The 23,863-nt window shown below is 59.1% G+C and carries 15 protein-coding genes and 3 pseudogenes; 10 read left to right on the forward strand and 8 right to left on the reverse strand.

Annotation, left to right across the window (positions count from 1 at the left end; genetic code table 11):
• Positions 1 to 2 precede the first annotated feature (2 nt).
• Positions 3 to 1,859 (forward strand): acyl-CoA synthetase, encoded by a 1,857-nt coding sequence (locus G3T16_RS00545; RefSeq protein WP_163493378.1) that lies wholly within the window; start codon positions 3 to 5, stop codon positions 1,857 to 1,859.
• On the opposite strand, the pseudogene G3T16_RS00550 reads toward G3T16_RS00545, so the two are convergent.
• Positions 1,784 to 2,524, reverse strand: a pseudogene (locus G3T16_RS00550) (EAL domain-containing protein); the annotation flags it as partial. The gene G3T16_RS00545 and the pseudogene G3T16_RS00550 overlap by 76 nt on opposite strands.
• A gap of 1,011 nt (positions 2,525 to 3,535) precedes the next feature.
• Between G3T16_RS00550 and G3T16_RS21455 the strand changes: the two are divergent.
• The 8 genes and pseudogenes from G3T16_RS21455 to G3T16_RS00605 all read left to right on the forward strand — a co-directional run bounded on the left by G3T16_RS21455 (position 3,536) and on the right by G3T16_RS00605 (position 14,771).
• Positions 3,536 to 5,669 (forward strand): annotated as a pseudogene (locus tag G3T16_RS21455) (DUF885 domain-containing protein).
• A gap of 174 nt (positions 5,670 to 5,843) precedes the next feature.
• Positions 5,844 to 8,105 (forward strand): TonB-dependent receptor, encoded by a 2,262-nt coding sequence (locus G3T16_RS00575; protein ID WP_163493383.1) that lies wholly within the window; start codon positions 5,844 to 5,846, stop codon positions 8,103 to 8,105.
• Positions 8,106 to 8,149: 44 nt separating this feature from the next.
• A complete protein-coding gene (locus tag G3T16_RS00580; protein WP_232059200.1) occupies positions 8,150 to 9,475 on the forward strand; it encodes an NRAMP family divalent metal transporter in 1,326 nt (441 codons plus the stop codon).
• Between the two features lie 44 nt (positions 9,476 to 9,519).
• Positions 9,520 to 10,008: a VOC family protein gene (locus G3T16_RS00585; protein WP_163493384.1), complete on the forward strand. Its 489-nt coding sequence runs from the start codon at positions 9,520 to 9,522 to the stop codon at positions 10,006 to 10,008.
• 32 nt (positions 10,009 to 10,040) lie between these two features.
• The gene (locus tag G3T16_RS00590; RefSeq protein ID WP_163493385.1) at positions 10,041 to 12,257 is read left to right on the forward strand and encodes a S9 family peptidase; all 2,217 of its coding nucleotides are present in this window, start codon (positions 10,041 to 10,043) and stop codon (positions 12,255 to 12,257) included.
• A gap of 41 nt (positions 12,258 to 12,298) precedes the next feature.
• Positions 12,299 to 12,706, forward strand: a complete 408-nt coding sequence (locus G3T16_RS00595; RefSeq protein WP_163493386.1) for a RidA family protein — start codon at positions 12,299 to 12,301, stop codon at positions 12,704 to 12,706.
• Between the two features lie 42 nt (positions 12,707 to 12,748).
• Complete coding sequence (locus tag G3T16_RS00600; protein ID WP_163493387.1) at positions 12,749 to 13,468, forward strand: hypothetical protein; 720 nt, start codon at positions 12,749 to 12,751, stop codon at positions 13,466 to 13,468.
• A 118-nt stretch (positions 13,469 to 13,586) separates the two neighbouring features.
• Positions 13,587 to 14,771, forward strand: coding sequence for an amidohydrolase family protein (locus G3T16_RS00605; protein ID WP_232059201.1), 1,185 nt, complete (start codon positions 13,587 to 13,589; stop codon positions 14,769 to 14,771).
• A gap of 17 nt (positions 14,772 to 14,788) precedes the next feature.
• On the opposite strand, the gene G3T16_RS21460 is transcribed toward G3T16_RS00605, so the two are convergent.
• Positions 14,789 to 15,082 carry a LysR substrate-binding domain-containing protein gene (locus G3T16_RS21460; protein ID WP_232059439.1) on the reverse strand — a complete coding sequence of 98 codons (294 nt, stop codon included), beginning with the start codon at positions 15,080 to 15,082 and terminating at the stop codon, positions 14,789 to 14,791.
• On the opposite strand from G3T16_RS21460, the pseudogene G3T16_RS00615 reads away from it, so the two are divergent.
• Positions 14,990 to 15,303, forward strand: a pseudogene (locus G3T16_RS00615) (transposase zinc-binding domain-containing protein); the annotation flags it as partial. The gene G3T16_RS21460 and the pseudogene G3T16_RS00615 overlap by 93 nt on opposite strands.
• A gap of 115 nt (positions 15,304 to 15,418) precedes the next feature.
• Here the strand turns inward: G3T16_RS00615 and G3T16_RS00620 are convergent.
• The 6 genes from G3T16_RS00620 to G3T16_RS00645 all read right to left on the reverse strand — a co-directional run bounded on the left by G3T16_RS00620 (position 15,419) and on the right by G3T16_RS00645 (position 23,681).
• A complete protein-coding gene (locus G3T16_RS00620) occupies positions 15,419 to 17,695 on the reverse strand; it encodes a TonB-dependent receptor (RefSeq protein ID WP_163493389.1) in 2,277 nt (758 codons plus the stop codon).
• Positions 17,696 to 17,909: 214 nt separating this feature from the next.
• Positions 17,910 to 19,535 carry an AMP-binding protein gene (locus G3T16_RS00625; protein ID WP_163493390.1) on the reverse strand — a complete coding sequence of 542 codons (1,626 nt, stop codon included), beginning with the start codon at positions 19,533 to 19,535 and terminating at the stop codon, positions 17,910 to 17,912.
• Complete coding sequence (locus G3T16_RS00630; protein WP_163493391.1) at positions 19,532 to 21,055, reverse strand: aldehyde dehydrogenase family protein; 1,524 nt, start codon at positions 21,053 to 21,055, stop codon at positions 19,532 to 19,534. Before G3T16_RS00630 ends, G3T16_RS00625 begins: the two co-directional genes overlap by 4 nt.
• Before the next feature lie 243 nt (positions 21,056 to 21,298).
• Complete coding sequence (locus tag G3T16_RS00635) at positions 21,299 to 22,228, reverse strand: LysR substrate-binding domain-containing protein (RefSeq protein WP_163493392.1); 930 nt, start codon at positions 22,226 to 22,228, stop codon at positions 21,299 to 21,301.
• Between the two features lie 41 nt (positions 22,229 to 22,269).
• Positions 22,270 to 22,776, reverse strand: coding sequence for a Zn-ribbon domain-containing OB-fold protein (locus G3T16_RS00640; RefSeq protein WP_163493393.1), 507 nt, complete (start codon positions 22,774 to 22,776; stop codon positions 22,270 to 22,272).
• The gene (locus G3T16_RS00645; protein ID WP_197911806.1) at positions 22,773 to 23,681 is read right to left on the reverse strand and encodes a thiolase family protein; all 909 of its coding nucleotides are present in this window, start codon (positions 23,679 to 23,681) and stop codon (positions 22,773 to 22,775) included. The genes G3T16_RS00640 and G3T16_RS00645 overlap by 4 nt, the downstream gene beginning before the upstream one ends.
• Positions 23,682 to 23,863: the final 182 nt, after the last annotated feature.

Consider the following 23,863-nt stretch of genomic DNA (forward strand, 5'->3'; position numbering starts at 1 on the left):
ATATGGAAAAGACGGCACTTAAATCAATACAAGATATCGAAGTCTATGAGCGAACTGACTGGCGTAGCAGGTATACAGCAAACAATACCTACGACCTTCTATGTGAAGTGGCGGCGAAATTTGAGAATAAACCTGCAATCGAGTATTTGCCTACCGCCGCGGTCAACCAGGCGCCCATTGTTATCACTTATGCTGAGCTGATCAGGCGTATTACACAAACAGCCAATCTCCTGAATGATCTAAATCTTGCTTCTACGGATGTTGTCTCCTATGTATTACCTAACCTGGCAGAAACACACGAAATCATTTGGGGTACTGAAGCGACGTGCATAGTTAACGCAATCAATCCATTTCTGCAACCAGAGACAATCGCCAAGCTACTTGAGGCGGCAAATACACGTGTGCTGATCACTGCTGCATCTGGTTCAGGTATTGAGATGCTCCCGGAGCTCTTTTCCATCGCCGATCAACTGGATTCCCTCGAGGCAGTTCTGGTAGTTGATTCGGGACTTCAACCTGGAGAAGCGCATACTTTGCTGCCGAAAACCACGGAATCAGGTAAACCAGTAATTCTTTATCAATCCGCAAGAGACGCTCAACCATCTGACAGGCTGCTTTCGAAGCGCGGGATCCGTCGAGACGAGGTTGCCTCGCTATTTCACACCGGAGGCACCACTGGAGTACCAAAGCTGGCACCACACACGCACGAAAACGAAGTATTTATGGCATGTGTACTTTCAGACGTCCTTGGGAGCAGTGCCAGCGACAAAATGTTGATAGGGCTGCCCCTGTTCCATACGAACGCAGTAATCGCCACTGGCTTAACCAGTCTAATTGCAGGACAGACGATTCTTCTCGCCACTCCGCTCGGCTACAGAACACCTGGACTGATACAAAATTTGTGGCAATTGATTTCGAAGCACGGCGTAACATGTATGAGCGGCGTACCCACAATCTATAGCGCACTTTTAAATGTCCCCAAAGAGGACTCCAACATATCGACATTGAAGACAGCGATTTGCGGTGCGGCGCCCATTTCACCAGAGCTGTTCAGGCGGTTTGAAGCCTACTCGGGGGTGGAGCTTGTCGAGGGGTATGGGCTAACAGAGAGTACTGTTGCGGCGTCCTTCAACCCACCCTCCGGTGAGAAAAGGATAGGCTCGATCGGCTTGCGTCTTCCCTACACAGAAATGCGTACTGCAATAGTGGAGGAGGGAATTGTTCGATTCTGCGACGTGGACGAAATTGGTACAATATTAATACGAGGCCCTCATGTATTTCCAGGCTATCTTGGGCAGGAAAAGAGTGGAATCCTTCCTGGCGGCTGGCTAAATTCAGGAGATCTAGGGCGGCAGGACGCAGATGGATATTTTTGGCTTACTGGCAGATCGAAGGATCTCATTATTCGAGGCGGCCACAATATCGATCCCTCTATCATCGAAAATTTACTCTCTCAGCGAGAGGACATAGCACTATCTGCAGCAGTTGGACAGCCGGATTCCTACGCGGGTGAGCTTCCCTGTGTATATGTTGTGCCTACACCGGGATCTTCAATTGATATAAATGAGCTGTCGGATTGGATCAGGTCCCATATTGCAGAGCGGGCTGCCGCACCTGTGTATATAGAAGAATTGGAGGAGATGCCCGTCACGGCTGTCGGGAAAATATTCAAACCCACACTCAGAAAGATGGCCACGGAGCGTGTTGTCACGGACAAACTGCAAGCGGCAGGTATCGATTCTACCGTCACCGTGTCGGATGACAAGTTGCGCGGGCTGGTCGTCTACATTCGGACAGATAGAAAGGATGAGGCAGCCAAACTACTGAGCGATTTTGCCCTGAATTTTGAATTCACCTGATACGGCAGGGAGGTGGCGAATTCGCTGATTAGTTGGTGATATCTCGCCCAGAAATTTCGCTGCGCATGGTGCAGTTCAGAGATTTCCCCACACAAAAGCTTATGATCCGTCGACTCGACTCCTTCGGCGATCACCGTATAACCCAGGCTCTTGCCTTCAACGCCGGGAACGGTATCCTGAATAAAGGAGCCGTCGATCTTGATGGTGTCGAGCGGAAACCCCCTCAGTTTCGACAGCGAGGAGTAACCGGTGCCGAAGTTGTCGATCGCGATGCGCACACCCATCTGTTTCAGCTCCTGAAGGATACGGATCGTCGCCTTCATGTCATTCATGATCATCATCTCGGTGATCTCCAGCTCGAGCAGTTCGGGCTCCATGCCGCTCTCCCGCAACGCGTTACGGATATCCAGCACAAGGTTATTGTCGAGAAACTGTCGTGCGGTCAGGTTCACCGCCATACTCAGTTTGGGGAACCCTTCCTTTTGCCATGCGACGTTCTACCGCAGCGCGGTGTTGAATACCCAGCGGCCAATCGAGACGATGAGTCCGTTTTCTTCGGCCAGCGGTATGAATTGCGTGAGAGCAATCAGCCCGAGATCGGGATGCTGCCAGCGCAGCAGCGCCTCGATGCCGGTGACGTGGCCGCTGTGCATGTCGTGTTTCGACTGGTAGAAGAGACTATTTCACTGAAAAATACCCTGACCACCCCAAGCAACCCGGGCATTTCGCGGTCGGGCGGAGAGTCAATCTCAGCTGATTCAAGTGGCCTTGAAGGCGAAATCGTCCGGAATTCGGCCTTGTGAGAAGTCTAATCTGAACCGGCAGCTAGTTATTGCCAAATCTGGTACTGTGGTGATTCATTCGGGGTTCCTGAAGGATTGATTTGGGTCGCACCTGGGCTTCGGTTGGCGCGACCCGTCCCGCTCAATCACTGCTCCCGTGGGCAGCAGCACCTCGTCATAGGCGCGTTCGATGTACGCTATCAGGCAGGTGTCGTCATAGCGCGGTACCTGCGGGTGGTCCGCACCTGCGACATCAGTACACTCCTCTGTCAGGGCGGGGAGCGCGAAGGTGAGGGCAAGTATCAGGGGGCCAGGGCTCGGGACAGCATCATCGGACTTCTCCATGTACGTTATTTGTTAGTGTGCTTCCAGTGCTCACAAAACATCTTAGCTCAGACTTGGTAATCCAGCACAATCTGGCCCGCCGCCCCGTGACTGCCACCGCCTCGGCGTCAATAAGTCGCTGGACTTCAGCCGCGTCCGCCAACGCACGCAGGTACGCCATCCTTGAGCCATTGAAGTACTGTTATTTCACGTTCCGGGGACGCACAATCCAGCTTCTCGCGCCGCCATTGTAGCTGTTTTTCGGCTTCAGTTATCAGTAACTGCGCCTGGTCACCGGTATACCACCGGCATTAGTCACCTGTACTGCGTAGTACGCGCCTCATTGCACGCATCTTCATCAGCGTACCGAGAACACCTATGTTGCGTTTTAGACAACAACAATGGATTACCACTGCTTTGAATTAACTGTTAAAACGGTAACCTGTACCTGCAGGGGGCTCCTTATCCGGAGGAGTTGGCAACAAAAAGGAGCGGCGGATGTCCTGGTGGCGCGGTTTGATCAGTAAGGGGTTTGCGTTGCCATTGGCCTTGACCCTGGTCGTGGTGGCGATGGCGCCGGCGGTTCCGCCTGCGGCTGCGGAGGCGCCCGATACCTCCGGCAGATTGTTCGACGAGTACTGGCAGGATCTCTTGGTATTGCGGCCAGACAAGGCCCTGTCTCAGGGCGATTACCGGTATCTCGGGCACTTCGATCGCTCGCTGGAAGGCGACTGGCGCCATGAAATGCTGGCTTTGATCGAAACCTACCAGGCCCGTCTCAAAGCGCTGGACGACGCGAAGCTGAGCGAAGGCGAGCAAACCAGCGTTGACTTCCTCAATTGGCGGCTGCAACAGGATCGCCGCTTCTTCGGCAGTGACTTGTTTGCGCTAAGTAGAATGCTGCCGCTGGATCATTTTCGCGGGCAGCACATCAGCTTTGCCGAATCCGCTGCGGGCTCGGGCACCTACCCTTTTGAGACCCAGGCGCACTATGAGCAGGCGCTGGTCCGGGCGGAGGGCTTCGCACGCTGGGTAGACCAGGCAATCCTGCGGTTGCAGGAAGGCGTCAAGGCAGGGGTGGTTTTGCCGCAGATGATCGTTGCGCGAGTGCTGCCCCAACTCAGCATCCATCTCGACAAGAAACCCGTGAGACCCAGTTCTGGACGCCATTACAGTCGCTTCCGGCGATGATCGATGATGCCGCAGCCGTCGATCTGCGCCAACGCCATAAGGCCAGTATCGCCGACGTGATTCAGCCCGCCTATCAGCGTCTGTACGACTATCTGGAAAGCAGCTACCTGCCACATGCCAGGGCTACGGTCGGCCTGGTGGCACTACCCTCTGGGCGCGAGCTGTATCAGCACTATGTCCGCATGCATACAACCACCGACATGGAAGCAGAGGAAGTACACGCGCTGGGGCGTGCCGAGGTCAACCGGATCATGGACGGCTTTCGCGCCCTGCAGGCCCACCTTGGAATCGACGGTGACGTGCAGGCCCTGTTCGAGTACGCCAGAAACGATCCCGCGTTGTACTATACGGAGGATGAACGCGACCAGATAGTACCGGATTTCAACGCCCGGCGGGATGACATCGTCGGCCTGCTGCCAAAAATGTTCGACCTGATGCCCAAAGCGTCCTACGAAATTCGTGCGCTGCCGGAGTCATCACGTGCTTCTCAAGGCAATGGTTACTTTCAGGCGGCCTCCGCGGACGGTTCGCGCCCGGGCATACTGTGGATAAACATCCATTCACCCGGTATCACCAGTCGGTTCAACCTGACCACGCTGTCGGTGCACGAGGGGCTGCCCGGGCACCATTTTCAGACCGCGATTGCACGCGAGGTGGAAGATGTTCCCGCTTTCCGTCGCTTCGAGTTCACGACGGCCTTTGGCGAGGGCTGGGCGCTTTATACGGAGTCCCTGGCGCAGGATCTGGGGCTGCTTGATGACCCTGGCAGCTTTATGGTTATCTCAACTACGAGATGATGCGGGCCAACCGGCTCGTGATCGATACCGGCATTCATGCGCTGGGATGGTCAGTGGAGGATGGCATTCGGTGGATGCTTGAGCACTCTTCCATGAGTGAGGCCGAGGCCCGGGCGGAGGTAGAGCGTTACGCGGCCTATCCCGGGCAGGCACTGGCCTATAAGATTGGCGAGCTGAAAATTCAGGAGTTGCGGTCTCGCGCCGAACAGCAGCTGGGTGACCGCTTCGATCTGCGCGACTTTCACCGCACCGTGCTATTGGCGGGCAGCGTACCGATGGCGGTACTGGAAAATGTTGTGAATCGCTGGCTGGCACGGCAAGCGACTGCGGCGGGAGCCCAGACACCGCTGACAGCAATGTTTATCTGGTGGAACGAAGCTTTCAAAACACCCGGGGCCTTTGTTCGTTCCGGGTTCGAGCAGCACTTCACCGAAGACGCGTCGATTGTCATTAACGGGATCGAGCGGGCGCGCGGTATCGATGGCATGGTCAAGCACTTCCAGCGAATCCAGGGTGAGGCCGAGCTGGTGGACATGATGGTTCCGTTTGAGGAGGAGTTTGTCTCCGCCGATGGCAGCAAGATATTTACCCATCACTTTGTCCATTCCAGGCGTAATGGCGAGGAGAGCATGGCGCGGTTAATGGGTTATGCCCTGGTCGAGAATGGCAAGCTGTCCTACATCCACTTCGTGTCGGCGGACAAGAAGCTGCTGTAGATTGCATCGGTCGTTTCGACCAGGGGTGTTATGTTGCCTATCCAGCAACAGTGTCGAACTTTAAATGTTATTACCATCAGGTATAGGGTCTCAACGCCAATCACTGGGCGCAGGTATCAAGACGTCACAATCAGGGCCGGTAGCGGCCAGCAAATTTTTCACCAGGGGTCAAATATGAACAAGCAATGGCAAAGGAAATTGATCTGGAGTGGCATCAGCGGCGCCGCAGCGGTGCTGCCCGCCGTGGTTGTGTCAGGCGCGACTGCACTGTGGTCGGGTGCGGTAACAGCCCAAGAGGAAGCCAATCGGCTGATGATCGAGGAGGTCGTGGTGACCTCCCGTCGCAGGGAAGAATCACTGCAGGACGTGCCTGTCAGTATCACCGCATTCTCCGCCGATTCCATCGAGCGCAACATGTTCAAGGGCATCGAGGGCTATTTTTCGCGCACGCCCAATGTCAGCTTTATCTCCACGGGTTCCCGCGACCGCAAGGAGCTCAGTATCCGCGGTGTGACCAACCAGCTGGACACCACCGAAGCACTGGTGCGGGCGAGCACCTTTGCGTTTTATCTCGATGACGTCAACGTGGTCAGCGCGACCGCCAACCCGGGGGTGATGGACCTGGAGCGCATCGAGGTACTGCGCGGCCCCCAGGGTACCTATTTCGGCCGCAACGCGGTCGGCGGCGCGGTCAACATCTCCACGGTCAAGCCGGACCATGACTTTTTCGCCCAGGTTTCTGGGGAACTGGGCCGCTACGACACCCGTGATATCGAGGGCGTGATCAACATGCCGGTGATCGACGACGTGCTGGCGGTGCGGGCCAACTACAAGTATTACGAGAGTGACGGTCACATCAAGAACATCAACCCCATCGGCGGTGGCAACAACTCCGAGTACGAATACGGGCGCCTCAGTGCGCGCTATACACCGAGTGACCGCTTGACTGTCGATCTGATGGCGACCACTTCTGATGAGGTGGTCGGCATGCGCGAGGGCGTACCCTCCGGCGTGATGTCCGTCTTCGCTGCCAGCCTGTTTGGCAACGTGGCGGATCCGGACGGGGTGGGTTTCTACCCCGACAACCGCAACCGGGTCAATTTTGACCGGCCGCAGGATGTGGGTTCCAAGTGGGAGCTCTACACCGGCAAGTTCGAGTACGATTTCGACGCCTTCAGCCTGGTCGGTATTACCGGCTATATTGAGTCCGATACCTTCCTGCGCGGTGACATCGACGGCAGCAGTCAGGACTTTGTCTACGAGGAAAAACCGATCAGCCGCGAGTCCATCAGCCAGGAGTTCCGCTTGCAGTCGGCCGGCAACGAACGCCTGGACTGGACCGTGGGTGTGATTTACAGCAAGGACAAGGGTGACATTATCCAACAGACCTTCGCTGGTGCCGGTGGTCTGTTTGGCTTGCCGGAAGACTTCCAGATCACCTCTACCGTAGGGGATAACGAGAGCCGCAGCGCGGCCGTATTCGGTGAATTGACCTGGCATTTCAATGATCGTCTCGACCTGGTGTTCGGTGGTCGCTATACCAAGGATGAGGTCGAAGTTTCCCAGTACCGCCTGTCCTCCGGGGTGATCAACGGTTTTGTCGAAGACGAGGCGGATTTTACCGATTTCTCGCCCAAGGTGTCTGTGAACTACGCCCTCGGTGAAGACATGGACGTATTCGCCACCGTCTCCAAGGGCTTCAAGGCCGGCGGGGTTCAGCTGGGCAGCGATTTTGAACGCGCGGATTTCGACCCGGAAGAGCTGTGGAACTACGAGCTTGGCTTCAAGTCCCAGCTGATGGACAGGCGTCTGCGCCTCAATGGCTCCCTGTTCTATCTGGAGTGGGATGATCTGCAGGCCTCCTTCGCGGTTGCTGAAACCAATGATCAAGGCGTAATCGTCTTCAACTCAGGCATCCAGAACGCGGCTTCCGCCAGCAACCTGGGGGGCGAACTGGAGATCTCCGCGGTCCTGACCGAGAACCTCGTGGTCAACTTTTCCGCCGGCTATGTCGATGCGGAATTTGACGATTTCACCAACGCCTTTGTCGATGGTGAGCTGTACGACCTGAGCGGCCAGGCCATGCCGAATGCGCCTGAATGGACTTTCAGCGGTGATGCCGAGTACCGCTTCACCTTCGCCGACCGCTACGACAGCTTCGTCCGCCTGGAGTGGTTCCATCGGGATGAAATCCTGCCTGATCTGGTTGCACTGGTACGCCAGGACGAAGGCTTTCCGTTCCGGGTGCCCAGCTACGATCACTTCAACCTGCGTGCCGGCATCGAGACCGATCGTTTCAGCGTGACTGCCTACGTGGAAAACCTGTTTGATGAGGAGTACTTCACCAACGCCTACCAGAAAGCCTTCCTGGGTGGTCTGCATGTGCAGCCCTCCTACCAGACCTGGGGTGTGCGCGTGACCCTGCGGACACTGTAAGTGGTGGGCTTGCACTCTATGCCACCGGGTAGGGCTCTCGCCACGTGATTAGAGCCGCCGCTGGAGCACCGCTACGCCTGGTGCGTGACATCGTGGGGCCTACCGCGGTCATCGCCGCAGGGACCATGGGCGCCGGGGCCGTGGCTTCTTTCCTGCTTGCCGGCGCCTGGTTCCGCTACGACCTGTTGTGGGTTGTGCTGGTGATGCTGCCCGTGTTCGTGGTGTCGGTGGATACTGCATCGCGTATCGGCGCCTGCAATCCCAGCGAAGGCATGTTCGCGCTGATCCGGAAGCGCATCACGCCCGCACTCGCCTGGGCCCTGCTGCTGATCAACGTGCCGGTGCACCTGCTGATTGTCATGGGCCAGTTGTCCGTGATGAGTTCAGTTGTAGCCGCCACGTTCGGCTTGCCGGCGCCGGGCTCGGACGCCGGCGGCGCCCTGCTCACCGACATGGTGCTGTCACTGGCAATCGCCGGAGCAATTCTGTGGCTGGTGTTCTCGCGCGGGTTCGACCGTATGCAGAACGTCATGACCGTGATGATGGTCCTCATGTTTTTCTGCTTCCTGCTGGTGGCCTTGCGCGGGTTTTCCGAGTGGCGGGATATCCTCGCCGGACTGGTGCCTGCCATACCGCCGGATTTAGCGGTGCCTGATACACAGACGTCGCGATCCACATTCGTGTCCATTACCGCCATGGTGGGTAGCGCGATCGCGCCAGCCGCGCTGCTCGGCATGCCCTACCTCGCGGCAGATTCGGGCGTCGATCCCAGCGGGCTGAAAAACGCCTTTCGCCGTGCCGTGGTTAACCTGGGCCTGATTTTTGGGGCCTACGCCATGTTCGTGGTCATTGCTGGGGGCTTTGCGCTGTACCCGTTGGTACACCACGCCAGCCTCGCGGATGTCTCCGAGGCGTCCCGGGTCCTGCACGGCGTTTTCCCCGAGCGACTGGCCTTCCTCGGGCCGGTGGTGTTTTCCCTGGGGCTGTTCATGGCGGCACTGACCACGCTGGTGGTGGCTGCACAGGTGACCGCCTATTTCATGCTGGATACCGTCGGCCGGCAGTGGCGCTTTGCCAGCAACAACCGGTCCTATCACATCATTGTGGCGATACTGGTGCTCGGTGCCGCAGTGCTGGCACCACACTGGAGCTTCCCGGCACTGCTCAAGGTCGTGCTGCTGATGGGGATCAACGTACTCGTGATCCCACTGGTGTTTGTCATACTGCTGTACCTGGCCAACAGCCGGGATGTGATGCATGACGTGCGTACGGAGTGGTGGCGTAACCTGATTCTGGTGGTGGGGCTGTTTCTGTCCCTGCTGCTCGCCGCGCAGAAAATCCCGGACTATATGGCAGCGCTGTTCTCATAGCGGTGCACGCTGCTCGTACCCTACAGGCACTGGAGGAGATGATAATGACAAGCAAACCCACATTCAGGCGCGCCGACCATGTGTCGCTGACCGTCGCGGATATCGACAAGACTGTCGTGTTCTATTGCGATGTCATGGGTGCCACCGTGAGCTACCGCATGGGTCCTTTCGATGCGCGCGAGATTCCCGCCATGGATGATGGCCGCGACTGGACCGAAGCGCATGTCAACGTCGCCGATGCGCGCTTACGTATCGTGATGCTGCAGCTTTGCGACAATCTCGGGATGGAGCTGTTCCAGTACGAGCGGCCGGATGATGCTGCCACTGCGCCGCCGCGCAATTGCGACATCGGCAGCCGGCACATCTGCCTTGAAGTCGAGGACCTCGCGGCGGCGGTAGACTATCTGGAAAGCAACGGCTGTCGCAGGATGGCCGGGCCCATCGTCGCCGACGGAGGCCCTCCGCCGAACTCGCTGTCCTGGTATGTGCTCGATCCCTTCGGGCATCAGCTTGAACTGGTGCAATACACCTGACTATCCCGTATGCAGTCACAGGAGTAACGCACATGCAGATTGCCGTGAATCGATTCCTTGCCGCCGGCGCGCTGCTGGCAATGTTGATCGTGTCTGGCCGCCCGGCGCTGGCAGAAGAGGTAGTGCCGGTGGGCAAACCGCTGACGCTTGAGGCCATTTTTGAACACAATGAGTTCCAGGCCGCTCTGCCTCGAGGCCTGCGCTGGCAGCCAGACGGTGCGTCGTTCACTTACTTGCCGGCTCCCGGCGAGGCCACGGCAGGAAAGCTTTTGCAGCATGTTGCTGGCACGGGCAAGTCAGGCGAGGTGATGTCGTTTGACGAACTGCCAGGCTTGCCGGCAGAGTTTCAGATCACCGACGTTCAGTGGCATGCGGGCAGCGGATTTGCACTGCTGCGCGGCGCAGTACAGGTGACCTGGCATGGCTACGAAGATGCCGCCTACTACGTGTACGATTCCGCAGGCGACAGGCTCTGGCCGCTGGCGGGAGCAGGCCTGGCGCTACGCCACGTGAAGCTGTCGCCTGACGGGCTGCGCGCAGGCTATGTCCACGACAACAACCTCTTTGTCAGCGACCTGCGTGAAGGCAACAACACCGCTGTCACCGACGACGGTGGCGAGGCGGTCTTCAACGGCAGCTTTGATTACGGCAGTACCATGTTCGGTTCGTCCGATGCCTGGCGCTGGTCACCGGACGGCACCGCCATCGCATTCTGGCGTCTTGATGTTGCGGACGTAAAAACCTATCCGCTGATGGACCCTCTGCACAGCTATCCGCAAATCCGCCGCTTTCATTACCCCAATGTCGGCGAGAAACACGCGGTGTATCGCGTCGGCGTGTACGATGTTGCCGCTGCTGCCACGCGCTGGCTGGACACGGGCCATAAGCCGGACGACTATCTGCCGCAAATGACCTGGGACAGGGAATCACGCGGAGTCTACGTGGAGCGACTGACGCGTGATCACCAGGCACTGGAAGTCCTGTATGCCGACGCCGCCAGCGGCGAAACCCGGTCGGTGCTGGTAGACCGGGACCCTGCGTGGCTGGATGTTACCGAAGATTTGTCGCCCTTGCCCGGCGCGGCGGGTGAGTTCCTCTGGACCAGCGAGCGCAGCGGCTGGCGCCATATCTATCGGGTCGGTCGGGGCGGCGAGACTGCGACACTGACGTCGGGAGACTGGTCGGTAGATGCCATCGCGGGTGTCGATACGGACGGTGGCTGGGCGTACTTCTACGCCAAGAAGGACTCGCTGATAGACCAGCACGTCTATCGTGTTGCGCTCGACGGGGGCCCGATCGAACGACTCACCACGCAGCCCGGCTGGCACACCTGGACGATGTCTCCGGATGCAAAACGCGCCATCGTCCAACATTCCGACGCACGGACGCCGCCGACGCTGGCGCTGTACGAAGCGGGTGGCGCCCGGATCGCAGACCTGGTGACGGATGCCGTGCCTGCATTACGCGATTACACGATGTCGCATACCGAGTTCGTGACATTTACCACCGACGACGGCGTTGAGCTCAACGGTTTCTTCATCAAGCCCCCGAATTTTGACCCCGCGAAGAAATATCCGGTAATCGGCTACGACTATGGCAATGCCGGTTCGCAGGTGGTGGTCAACCGCTGGGGTACCCAGCGCGGCCCGCAACAAGACCTGTGGCACCGCTTCATGGCCCAGCAGGGTTATGTGATCTTCGCCATGGACAACCGCACCACGACGGGACGCGGCAAGGCAGCGAAGAACCTGACCTATGGCCACTACGCGAAATACGCGGTGCTCGACCAATTGCAGGGTGCGGCCTACCTCAAGTCGCTGCCCTGGGTCGATGCCGACCGGCTCGGCTTCTGGGGTTGGAGCGGCGGTGGCTATCTTGCGGCGGCGCTGATGACCAAGGGGGCTCCGCACTGGAAGGTGGCGGTGAGCGTCGCGCCGGTCATCGATCTGGCGCGCTACCAGGCGGTGGGCGTGGAGCGCTGGATGGGTATGCCAGAGGACAACCCGGAGGGCTATGCCGCCGTCAACCTCATCAACTACGTCGACAAGCTGGAGGGGAAGCTGCTGCTGATCCACGGTACGGGCGACGAGAACGTGAAGTTCGAATTTACCCTGCAGTTCGTGGATGCGCTTATTCGGGCCAACCGTCAGTTCGACATGCTGGTATACCCGAATCAGCGTCACGCCATCAGTGATTTTCGCGGCCATGTGTTTGCCAGCATGACCCGGTACTTCAACGACCACCTCTAGCCGCAAACCGGGGCCGGGGGCATAGAAAGGAGAGCGACCCAATGTCACGCAAAGTCATCAATCCCGCCGCGCTGTATGAAAGCACGGCCTACGGCTTCTCCCACGCCGTGGCGTCGAATTGCGCCACCCTGGTGCACTGTTCCGGGCAGGTGGCCTGGGACAAGGATCACCAGGTAGTCGGTGGCGGCGACCTTGGCGCGCAGGCGCGGCAGGCGCTGGCCAACCTCAAGACCGTGCTCGCCGAAGCGGGCGCGGGGGTGGAGGATATCGTGCGACTGCGTACCTATGTGGTGAACCACAACCCCGACTGCCTCGCGCCGGTTGGCCAGGCCCTGGCTGAATTTTATGGTGATGTCATGCCTGCGGCCAACACCTGGATTGGGGTGCAGGCGCTGGCGTTACCCGATTTCCTGATAGAGATAGAAGCCACGGCGCAGATCGACGCCTGACCGCGACATCGACTGCCTGCAAACCAAAAATGGAGAACAGCAATGAATAGAGCACCAACTACACCCATCCGCACCACTTATGGCATTGCCTGCTTCCTTGTGGCGATGCTGGTGCTGCCCCTGGTGTCGCAGGCGGAAACGTCGCTGAAGCAGGTAGAAGGCCTCTGGGCTTATACCGGCTTGACGTCCTCCGGCGGGCAGTCCATGCCCCTGACTGGCATCTTCCTGTTCCGGGATGGTGCTTTCATCCAGCAGGCTGTTTTCAACGGCGAGCCCTACTTCAAGCAGGGCGCGATGGCGCACTCGGGTCCCTACTCCGCAATTGAGGGCGGTGTTCACCTGGTGGCCGAGCAGACCCTCAGCCTGTCGCCCGCGGACCCTTTATCGTCGCATGGTGTAACCGAGCACGATCTCGACGTCACTCGTGTTGATGACGGTCTCACGCTGGTCTTTGGTAGCGGCACCGTCCAGACCTTGCGCCGGATCGGTGACGCCAGCGATGCGACAATCGTAGCGCTGGAAGATGGCATGATGGCGCTGGTGGACGACCACTTCATCGTGGTCAGTGGTGATGATTCCTATGCGGTCACTGGGTACGGGCGCTACCATCAGGCAGGCGAGCGCTACTTCATTGATGTCATCCGCTGGGTCGAAACCGATGGTAAAGAGACCGTTAGCGCACGTAGCGCCGTGATCACCGCACACTTCGACGGCAAGTCGCTGCGCCTGCCGGGAGGCCGGGTACTCAAGGTCGACAAATGAGGAATTACGTATGACGATGCAGAGAAAATTGAAACAGCTATTGATCGCCAGTAGCTTGGCTCTGTCAGGTTTATCCTCTCCCGCCAGTGCGCAGCTCACCGCACTGGTCGGAGGTTCAGTGGTTAACCTCGAAAGCGGGGCTCCGCTGGAAAACGCAGTGGTACTGGTGGAGGGAGATCGTATCACTGCGGTGGGCAGCCGCGACGATGTCTCCATACCCGCTGACGCGACGATCATTGATGCCAGCGGCAAGTGGATTGTGCCCGGCCTGATGAACATGCACGTGCACCTTGGCCTCAAATTGCCCGGCGCTGCATCCGTGGCACTGCAAAATGAATCCGAAGCGGAGCTGGCGCTGCGCATGGCCGAGAATGCCAAGCTCAGTTTGTTGTCCGGTACTACCACGATACGTGCTCCCGGTGACCGCAGCCTGGGGATTTTCGCGGTGGACAAGGCTATCCGCCGCGGCGAGATTCCTGGTCCGAGGATCCACGCCGCAGGGGTGCCGCTGGCGCCTACCGGCGGCCATGGAACCAGTCATGGTGAAGTGGGGGTCGATGGTCCCGATGACGTAACCCGCAAGGCTCGCGAACAACTGCGTGCCGGTGCCACCTGGCTCAAGCTGATGATCAGCAAGGGCATCGCTTCACCGGCGGGTTCCATCGCCGCCTCCGACATGACACTCGAGGAGATGCGCGCGGCCGTGGACATTGCCCACCGCGCGGGATTCAAGGTCACCGCCCACTCTGGCTCGCCGGAAGCGACGCTGGAAGCGCTCGAGGCGGGTGTGGACTGCTTCGAGCACGGCTACTACCTCAACCAGGAAGTCTTCCGCAAGATGAAACGCGCGGGCGCCTGGTACGTACCGACCATTGTGGTCAGCCAGGCGGGGGCGATGGAATTCTTCAGGAAAATCGGCTCGCCGCAGTGGTATCTCGACCGCGCTGCCTCGGTGGGCAAGGTTCACTGGACAGCCCTGCAAACCGCCATCGACGAGGGCGTCAATATCGCGATGGGCAGCGATCAATTCCCCTTTGAACCCAACGAGGGCACGGTAGCCTCGGTGCGCGAGATCGAGCTCTATGTCGATGCCGGCATGACTCCCCGGCAGGCACTGCGTTCCGCGACCGTCGAGACCGCGCGGATGCTGGGTGTGGCGGAGGAAGTCGGCACCATCAGTGAAGGCAAGTACGCTGACCTGTTGTTGCTGGATTCAGACCCCGTCGCGGATATTTCCGCATTGCGTACTATCGGGCTGGTAATGAAGGGCGGCACCGTAGTGCGCAACGACTGGAATTTGTAGACCGTCCACTGTGCTGCTCAGACCCCGGGGGCCAGATTGCGAAAGTAGTCTTCAATATACTGCATGAACTTGAATGCGGCGATGGGCGGCTGGCGACCGGTGCGGGTGACCAGGCTTATCTGGGTGCTGTTGAGGGTCGGACTATCGGTCGGAATCGCGATAAAATGATCCTCGGCCAACTCCTTCCCGACCATCAGGTCGGGCAGCAGGGCAAGTGCCTGCCCGAGCACATCCATCGGGAATTCGAGGCCTGTCTCAAGTGTGGCGGTCTGGAACACGGATTCCTGCGGGTGCGCTGCGACAAATGCCACTTCGAGCGGCTGGAAGCATTCTCCTGCAAGAAACGAGGACTCTGCCCCAGCTGTGGCGCCCGCAGAATAGCCGAGACCGCGGCCCTGTTGGCCGATGAGGTCTTTCCCGAGGTTCCACGCGCCGGTGGGTGCTGAGCGTCCCCTTTCCCCTGCGCTACCTCTTCGCCGCCCACCCGCAGGCCATGGGCAAAGTCCCGGGCATCATTTACCGGGTCATTGCCTGTATTGAGAGCCAAGACATCATGCACGATGAAGCGGGGTAGAACCCATAAAAGCCCCCGGACCTAAGGTCCGAGGGCGTCGTGGTGCTTTCCTGTCCAATCAGGGCAGGCTATATCAGAACTCGTAGCGCAGTGAGGCACCCACAGTGCGCGGCTGGGCGTGGATGACCTGCCGGTACCCCAGGTCGGAAAACACAAAGACCTTGTTCTCGTTCTGCTTGTCTGAAAGGTTGCGCACGTAGGCGGTGGCAGTCCAGCGCTCGCCCCAGTTCAGTACCAGGCTGAGATTGTGCTTGAAGTAGGACTCCATCTCGGAAGTGGGGTCATTGAAGTTGTTGGTGTAGCGCTCGGAGACATAGTTCCAGTCCCACAGCAGTTTGGCGTCGATGCCGTTCCTGAGCACCATGGAATAGCCCAGTGAACCATTGGCGGTAACACCCGGCGCACTGGCCATTTCCCGGTCAGCCACATAGCCGGTCGCGGGACCTTCCAGATCCTCGATGGTAGTGTCGAGATAGGATAGACCCAACTGCGCGTCCAGCGACTGGGTGAGATAGGCCTCGAATTCGACTTCGGCCCCCGAGGCGCTCGCGTCGTTGTTGGCGATCAGGCCGCCCACACCCTGCCACTGGAAAGTCTGGAAATCGGTGTAGTCATAGTAGAAGGCGGCGACATTGGTTCTCACCCGGTTGTCTAGCCAGGATGATTTCACCCCGACTTCGTAGGCGAGGTTGGTTTCATCCTCATAGGGGATCAGGCTCTGGTCGGCAGCCGCCGCCGACGAGTAAAAGCCATTGTTGAAGCCACCGGCCTTGCTGCCCTGGGAAACAGAGAGGTAGAGCAGTACGTCATCCTGCAGGCGGTAGTCCAGGCCCAGCTTCCAGGACAGCAGGTTCTCGGCATAGTCTCCGGAGTAGGGATTGGCGCTGCCGGTTCCCTGCGGCGCAAGGAAGCAGTTGGTAGGCAGAGCGAACCCCGGACAGGAACGCAGGGTGGCGTTGTCCCGGTCGGTAAATTCCTTTTCATCGCGGCCATAACGAGCGCCTGCAATCAGGGTCAGGGAACTGCTCAGATCGTATTCGATCTGGCCGAAGACTGAGTAGCTGGTGGTCTCCTGCTCCCAGTTGGCCGCCAGCGAAATCGGGAGAAAGTCGCCGTTGTAAAGCCTCGTGTCCGGGTCTACGGCCGCTGGGCCGCTGACCGGCACATTGAAGGTGGCGCTGGGGGAATTCTTGGCGTCCTGGTAGAGGTAGTAAAGACCGGCTGTCCAGGTCAGGGAGCCGCCCTCCCCGCTGAAGCGAAACTCCTGGGTCAGCCAGTCGGTTTCATAGGGGAAGTTCGAACTGCAGATGTCGTTGGGGCTGGCGTCACAGTCCTCGCTCAGCTCCCGCTCCATGTCCATATACCCAGTGGTGGAAGTCAGAGAGAAACCATCAAAATATTTGTCTATCTTGACCAGCAAGTGGGAGCCGGACTGTTCCATCTCGTTCGGCACGCTGGTGAAAGTGGCGTTCCTATCTCCAGCATTGAAGTTGTTCTGGTTGTAACCGGCGCCATCCGTGCCACCTGGGTTGGAAGAGTACAATCCCGTAGCCGGATCCACCACCATCGGTTGCTGTTCATAGTGGGTGTGAATCTTGGAGATATCAGCGTGGGAGGCCTTCACCCAGATACTCAGATCCTCGCTGGGCTCGAACAGCAACTGAGCCCGCACGGCATTGGTGCCCGCCTGGCCGCCATCGTCGATATCGGGATTGCGGTTGTCGATGTAACCGTCACTGTGATGGGACAGAAAGGATAGCCGGCCGGAAACCGTCTCGCTCAGGGCACCGCTGATCGCGCCCTCGCCCTTGAATTCACCGTACTCGGCAACGCCCAACGAGAGAAAGCCGGAGGTTTCCCGTGTAGGCCGTTTGGTCACGAAATGCACCAGGCCACCGGTGGAGTTACGTCCGAACAGAGTGCCCTGGGGGCCGCGCAGCACCTCAACCCGATCGAGGTCGTACAGTGAAAAGTCCACTGCCGGTACCGGCACCAGGTAGAACTCGTCAACATAGGCGGTCACCGGAGCCTCATGGCCCTCACCAAAATCGTTGAGACCAATGCCACGGATGGTGATGTTGGCGCTCGAACCGGGCCCATAGGGAGAATAATTGTCCAAGCTGGGAACCTTGTTGATAAGATCGATCGCACTGCTCAGTCCGTATTCCGTGATTCGGTCGGAGGACAGGGCAGAGACGGATATTCCCACATCCTGCAGGCTCTGCTCCCGTTTCTGGGCGGTCACCGTGACCTCTTCCAGAGCTTGCCCATGAACCTGTTGGGCGAGCGCCAGGGCGACCCCCACAGTGATCACTCGAAGGTCTACGCTCTTCATTTTGTTGCCAACCATAATCATTGCTCCCAAGCTGCACATGTCATTTCTCATCCAATTATTCAACGTTCGCGTGCTGACACTTTTCACTGACATTGTTATTTTTCTAACTCTTCGTGGTACGAATTGACCCGTCGGGAACGTCCCCATCCTCTCGTAAAAGTCCCCTGCGGAGTTTGCCTCCCCACGGCAGCGGCATGGTGTCTGCTGCGCACCCTCTGGGCGCGGCCAGTCAGGCTGATTTTCCGCCTCGCGAAAGACGAATGCCGGACTGTTCAATATCCCAGGTGGACGCGGTAACACCCCTATCGCGCAGGACGTGCTTTCTGACCTTGTTGTTGGCCGTCATGGGCAACTCACCGACAAAATCCCAGTATCTGGGGATGGCAAAATACGCCAGGCGGCTCTCAAGGAAGCGTACAATCTCTTCAGGGGCGGCTTCGACGCCCTCCCGCAACACTATGAAGGCCATCACGTCCTGTTCCGAACCGAGGTCTGAAGGCACCCCCACTACCGCGGCCTCCTCTACGATTGGGTGAGCCTTGAGAGCGGTCTCCACTTCCCAGGAGGAAATATTCTCGCCGCGGCGACGAATGGCATCCACGATGCGATCAAGAAAGTAGAAAACACCATCGCTACGCTGCACTACCCTGTCACCCGTGTGAAACCAGAGGTTGCGCCAGGCTTTTACCGTAGCCTCCGCGTTGCGGAAGTAACCTGAAGCCATGCTGAATGGTTCGCGATGGCGAATCAGCAGCTCTCCGGGCTCTCCCGGGAGGCTATCGCAGTCGTTCTCGTCCACTACCCTCACTTCGAATCCGTCAGCCACACGTCCCATGCTGGCCGGGACATGTTCACCGATAACGTTGGAGCAAACGAAATTGGTTTCGGTTGAGCCATAACCCTCGACCAGACGTACACCAAATCGCCTTTCGAATTCGACCACGGCCTCGATGGGGGTGGCCGGACACAGCGCGATTCTAACGCGATGACTGATATCATTGGGACCAGGCTCGCGGGTGAGCAGAATCTGGGCCATCGCGCCAAGCAGATAAGTCACGGTCGCACCCCGCCCCTCAGCCTGCTGCCAGAACCGGCTGGCCGAGAATGAGGACTCGAAAGTAAACGTCGCACCGAACACCAGCGCCTGCCAGAAACTGTTTAACGCATTGGTGTGGAAAAAAGGCAGTACTGTGAACAGCACGTCATCGGGGGATAGCCTCAGGGACTCGCCGGTCATCACACCCCACCAGTAAAACTGACCGTGGGGACAGAGCACGCCCTTGGAGGGCCCTGTAGTGCCCGAGGTATAGAGGATTGCAGCAGTGTCACCCGGAGTCACCGGATAGGGATCGACGGGTTCGACATCGACCACGAAGCGTCCTTCACAGCATGCATGGTGTTCACCGGCTTCATCGATAACGAAAACCCTGTTTTCCCCGGCGACCGCGCCCTCCTGGACCAGGTAGCCCAGCAGCCCATTCTCGGTAACGGTCAGGCGCGGGTCCGCGGTTGTTACCGCGTGCCGCAGCTGCTCACCTCTCAGCGCTGTGTTGACGGGTACCATGATGGCACCGAGCCAAGTGATTCCGAGCCAAAGTTTAAGCACATCGACTCGGGAATGCATGAAACACAGTACTCGGTCTCCGGGCCCGACACCCAGCTCCCGCAGCTTGCCGGCATAGCGCGCCGCCTCCACAGGTGCTTCGCAATAGCTCATTTCGGAGTCACCGCAGCGCAGCAGGGGCTTGTCGCCAAGCTTGCGCTGTATCTGCAGGATCTGCGGCAAGGTCCGTTGTTCGAACTTCAGGGTGCGGGCAACAACACCCTGCCTCACCTGATCTACCCCTCCAGTCATTGGTGACTATCCCTCACCGCCAGATAGTTCGCTTTCAGTCGCGTATGGGCGATTACCGAGTCTCGCCCCAGATCATTGCCAAGGCCGGACTGTTTGAAGCCGCCGAAGGGCACACCGACATCCAGAATATTGTGCACATTCACCCACACCGAACCGGCCTGAACAAAGCGGCAGAAAGTCTGCGCAGTGTTGATGTCCTCCGTGAACAGGCTGGCCCCGAGGCCAAAGTCACTGTCATTAGCAAGTTCAATGGCCTCTGAGAGCTGACCGAAGGATTGCACTGCCAACACCGGACCGAAGACTTCCTCGCGTACCAGTTTCATCCCGTTGTTGACACCGGCCAGTACCGTTGGCTCGAAATAGAAACCCGGGTGTTCCGGGGACTTGCCACCGGTGAGCAGCTCAGCCCCCTCGGCCACACTATCATCCACATAAGCTGCGACCCGCGACTGCTGTTCTGAAGACGCCAGCGGACACATGTCCACGCCCTCGGCGAGACTGGGACCAAGCTTCATCCTGCGGGCGATATCCACCACGCCATCCACAACCTGCTGGTATACAGCCTCATGCACATAAAGCCGCGAACCAGCGCAGCAGTTCTGTCCCTGGTTGGCGAAGATCGCCATCGCCGCCGTGGGAATGGCCAGTTCAAGGTCAGCATCGGGCATGATGACCACGGGCGACTTGCCCCCCAGTTCCAGCGTCACCGGCTTGAGCCGGGCACCTGCCACTTCACCGATGCGCTTGCCGATGGCAGTGGAACCGGTGAAGGACACCTTGTCGACCCCGGGATGGGCCACAAGATACTCACCGGCCACCTTGCCGGTTCCCGGCACCACGTTGATTACCCCGGGTGGAAAACCCGCCCGTAGCGCCAGTTCACCCAGAAGCAGCGCCGTCAGCGGTGTGTTCTCCGCCGGCTTCAATACTACCGCACAGCCCGCGGCAATGGCCGGTGCCACCTTCCAGGCGGCAATTCCCAGCGGCACGTTCCATGGGGTAATCGCCGCAATCACGCCCAGTGGTTCCCGGGTGGTACTGCAAATGAAGTGATTTTCGGCCGGCATGTAGGGCGCCGATACCGGCAGGGTTTCACCGCTGATCTTGGTGGGCCAGCCAGCCATGTAGCGCAATACGTGAACCGGAAACTCCGCGTCGAAAACCCGTACATCACCAATCCGGCGACCGCTCTCCAGCGCTTCAAGTTCGGCGATCAATTCCGCATTTCTTTCCAACAAATCCGCCAGCTTGTGGATCAGGCGCTCCCGGGAGTGGGGTTTCATATCTCGCCAGCTGCTGTGTTCCAGAGCCGAGCGGGAGGAAGCCACCGCGGCGTCGATGTCGGCTTTCTCCGCCGCGGGCACCTGGCTGATGGCCTGCGCCGACGAAGGGTCAAGAATGGACAATATTTCCCTGCCGCCCGGACTAACGAGTTCACCACCAATCACGAAGCCGTGGGTCCGTTCGAGAAAATCGCGTGTCTCGCTTCGAATTGCACTGAGGTCGTTTGAGAGTTGCATGTAATTCGTGCCTGATTCTCTGTTCACCATGAGCTGTTACCTTCGCATTCTAGGGAGGGAAAAAATGAGCCACCAATCATTTGTAGTGATAAAGCACTATTTCAAAATCAGAGCGATGACCCTTGGTGGACGCAGACCAGCCCGAGCCCGCTGTAACAAGGGCCAACGTAGCTTTGGCTGACAGAATTCGGTCCGCGAGAGTAATGGGGGAACTAATGACCTGTCTTTAGCAGACCATTATGTCTATGCTTCGCTGGAGATTTTGGCAGTGAGTTGCCTGAACCAGCGATGGCCATCGTCGTTTTCAAAGTGACGGTGCCACATCTGGTAAACGACGACCTCATCGTAGTTCAGAGGATTGGGCAGTACCTGCAGGTCCATTTCGCGGGCGTAGAAGCGCGCGAGGCGTTCAGGCATGGTGGCGACAAGATCGGTGGTCGCAACAATCTGCGGCATCACCACCAGGTGCGATACCTCTGTGATCACCTTGCGCGCCAGGCCTTTTTTCTCCAGGGTGAGCTCCACCCGGGGGGTATGGCCACGGGTGGGCAGCAATGCGACATGCTCTACCTCCAGAAAGGTTTCCAGGGACAGTTCGCCGTCGATCTTCGGATGCCCCTTGCGCGCCAGGCAGTAGCCTGCGTCGCAAAATACCGGCTCCACCACAAAATCCGGATCGTCGATGGTCACCCAGTCCCAGACCAGATCCACGGCCCCGGAGCGCATGTCCAGACCCAGGGTCGCCCCCGGATTTGGCAGGCAAGAGACCTCCATACCCGGCGCCTCCCGAGCGAGCCGGCGAACGATACGCGGCAGGAAGTAGAGTTCACCATAGTCGGTCAGGGCCACATTCATGACCCGCTGGGATGTGTCGGGACGGAACGCTTCGTCCGTCACCAAGGTCTGAGCAATGTCCTCCAGTGCCCTGTTGATGGGTCGCGACAGCTCCTGAGCCCTGGCGGTGGGGATCATGCCGTTGGCGGTGCGCACAAACAGCGGGTCGCTGTACAGCTCCCGCAGGCGGCGCAGGGCGTTGCTCACCGCAGGCTGGGAAACACAGAGCATCGCCGCTGCCTGGCTGATACTCTGCTCCGCCAGCACCGCCTGGAAAACTTTCAGGAGATTGAGATCGACGTTGCGAAGATTGGTCGGTGTCGCGTTGCTTTGCCGCACAAGCCAGAGTTCCGAGAATATCGGGAAGGAGAGCGAGTGTACTAAACCATACTCTTTTTACAAGTCAGCCTGGCAGCCAGGGCAGCGGCTCGCTCCAGCGTATCCTCGCCGGGTCGCAGGGCCAGGACCACTGCCTCTCCGACGGGATCCGCCGCCTGGTAGAGCGTCAGGGACTCGCCGGGGCTGCAGGGTCCATCCTCCAGAAAGGCATAGACACAGAGCCCGTCGGCCACACACAGCAGCCCCACGGCCCAGGGTGCACCTGCCCGGAAAAAGGGATGCATTGAAACGTGTAACCGGGTCGCGGCCAGTAGTTGGGTGCTGCCGCGTACGCGAGACCATTCCAGCGCTTCTCCGAGACAAGCGCGGCACAGCGCCCGCGGCGGATACTGCCGGGTCCCGCAGTCGCGACAGCGCTGGCAGGCAAAGCCCTCTACGCACCAACCCTCAACGGGTTCCCCAGGCAGCCAGGCTTTCACTACGCGGGTCGCTTCCCGTCCCAGCGCTTCTCGGGCCAGCTGACTGTGCCGCGGATTGCTATCACTCATTCCGACACGGTCTCCAGAGTCGCCGCTGCCGTGCACAGCCCACGGTCGTAATTGATCATGCCGAAGCCCGAGACAAGTGCCCGGCGCACGCCCTGGCGCTGGTTGCCGAGGGCGCGGCCGCTCAACTGGCGGATGCATTCGGTGAGCCCCATGAAGCCCCCGGCAAAACCGGCCTGTCCGGCGGAGAGTTGCCCGCCCTGGGTATTCAGATGGACCTGACGCCCAGCCACACTCAGCCCCTCCTCCGCGATGGCCTGGGCCGCCCCGCCCGGCGCCACGAAACCCATCTCCTCAAGTTGCAGAAAGACCATCACCGGGTAGTCGTCGTACAGCTGGAGCACATCTACCGATTCGGGACCAAAGCCTGAGGCGCTATAGAGTGCCTCGCGAAAATGCTCCCAGCCAAACCGCATGGGCATGACCTGGCCTCGGGCGTCGTTGTGGCGTTCGCCACTCGCCTTCAAACGCACATAGTCCAGCCCGCGCTCTCTCGCATCGAACTCGGACATGACCAGGAAACCCTCGGCACCGGCGCAGGGCATGACGCAGTCAAACAGGCCCAGCGGCTCGGCCACCATCCTTGCGTCGAGGTATTCCTGCAACGTCAGTGGCTTGGTTAACAGCGCCTGGGGGAAGTCCAGGGCATGGCGGCGCTGCAACGCGCAAAGTCTGCCGAAACTCTCCCGTCCGACCCGGTAGCGGTCCATATAGGCCCGTGTCAGCAAGGCGAAAGGAAGGTTGGCGCCCGCGAGCCCGTAGGGCGAAGAGCCCTCGATACTGAGGCTGCTGAAACGGCCTACCAATTCGGCAAAACGCTCCGGCTGGAATGTGTCGCCACCGATGCAGGCCACGACGCGCGCGTCCCCCGCCTCCACCGCCCGTGCGGCACGGCGCAGACCCACCACGCCGGAGGCACCGCCCAGGGGACCTGTTCTATCCAGTTGCAGGACAGTTCGTAGAGTTCCGTGAGGGAAGCCACGGTGTCGGGCGCCAGCGAAAAAGAGGAAACCATCAGGCCATCACAGTCACTGTGATCAAGCCCCGCCGTCCTCAGCACCTCTCGAAGTGCCTGGCCGATGAAATAGGA

Origin of the sequence: Kineobactrum salinum, from assembly GCF_010669285.1 — a bacterium.
Classification (GTDB): domain Bacteria; phylum Pseudomonadota; class Gammaproteobacteria; order Pseudomonadales; family Halieaceae; genus Kineobactrum; species Kineobactrum salinum.

Coding starts and splice junctions, on each gene's coding strand:
- G3T16_RS00590 (WP_163493385.1), top strand. CDS start 10,041: ATGCAGATTGCCGTGAATCGATTCCTTGCCGCCGGCGCGCTGCTGGCA.
- G3T16_RS00620 (WP_163493389.1), bottom strand. CDS start 17,695: ATGGTTGGCAACAAAATGAAGAGCGTAGACCTTCGAGTGATCACTGTG.
- G3T16_RS00600 (WP_163493387.1), top strand. CDS start 12,749: ATGAATAGAGCACCAACTACACCCATCCGCACCACTTATGGCATTGCC.
- G3T16_RS00595 (WP_163493386.1), top strand. CDS start 12,299: ATGTCACGCAAAGTCATCAATCCCGCCGCGCTGTATGAAAGCACGGCC.
- G3T16_RS00625 (WP_163493390.1), bottom strand. CDS start 19,535: ATGACTGGAGGGGTAGATCAGGTGAGGCAGGGTGTTGTTGCCCGCACC.
- G3T16_RS00575 (WP_163493383.1), top strand. CDS start 5,844: ATGAACAAGCAATGGCAAAGGAAATTGATCTGGAGTGGCATCAGCGGC.
- G3T16_RS00630 (WP_163493391.1), bottom strand. CDS start 21,055: ATGCAACTCTCAAACGACCTCAGTGCAATTCGAAGCGAGACACGCGAT.
- G3T16_RS00640 (WP_163493393.1), bottom strand. CDS start 22,776: ATGAGTGATAGCAATCCGCGGCACAGTCAGCTGGCCCGAGAAGCGCTG.
- G3T16_RS00545 (WP_163493378.1), top strand. CDS start 3: ATGGAAAAGACGGCACTTAAATCAATACAAGATATCGAAGTCTATGAG.
- G3T16_RS00585 (WP_163493384.1), top strand. CDS start 9,520: ATGACAAGCAAACCCACATTCAGGCGCGCCGACCATGTGTCGCTGACC.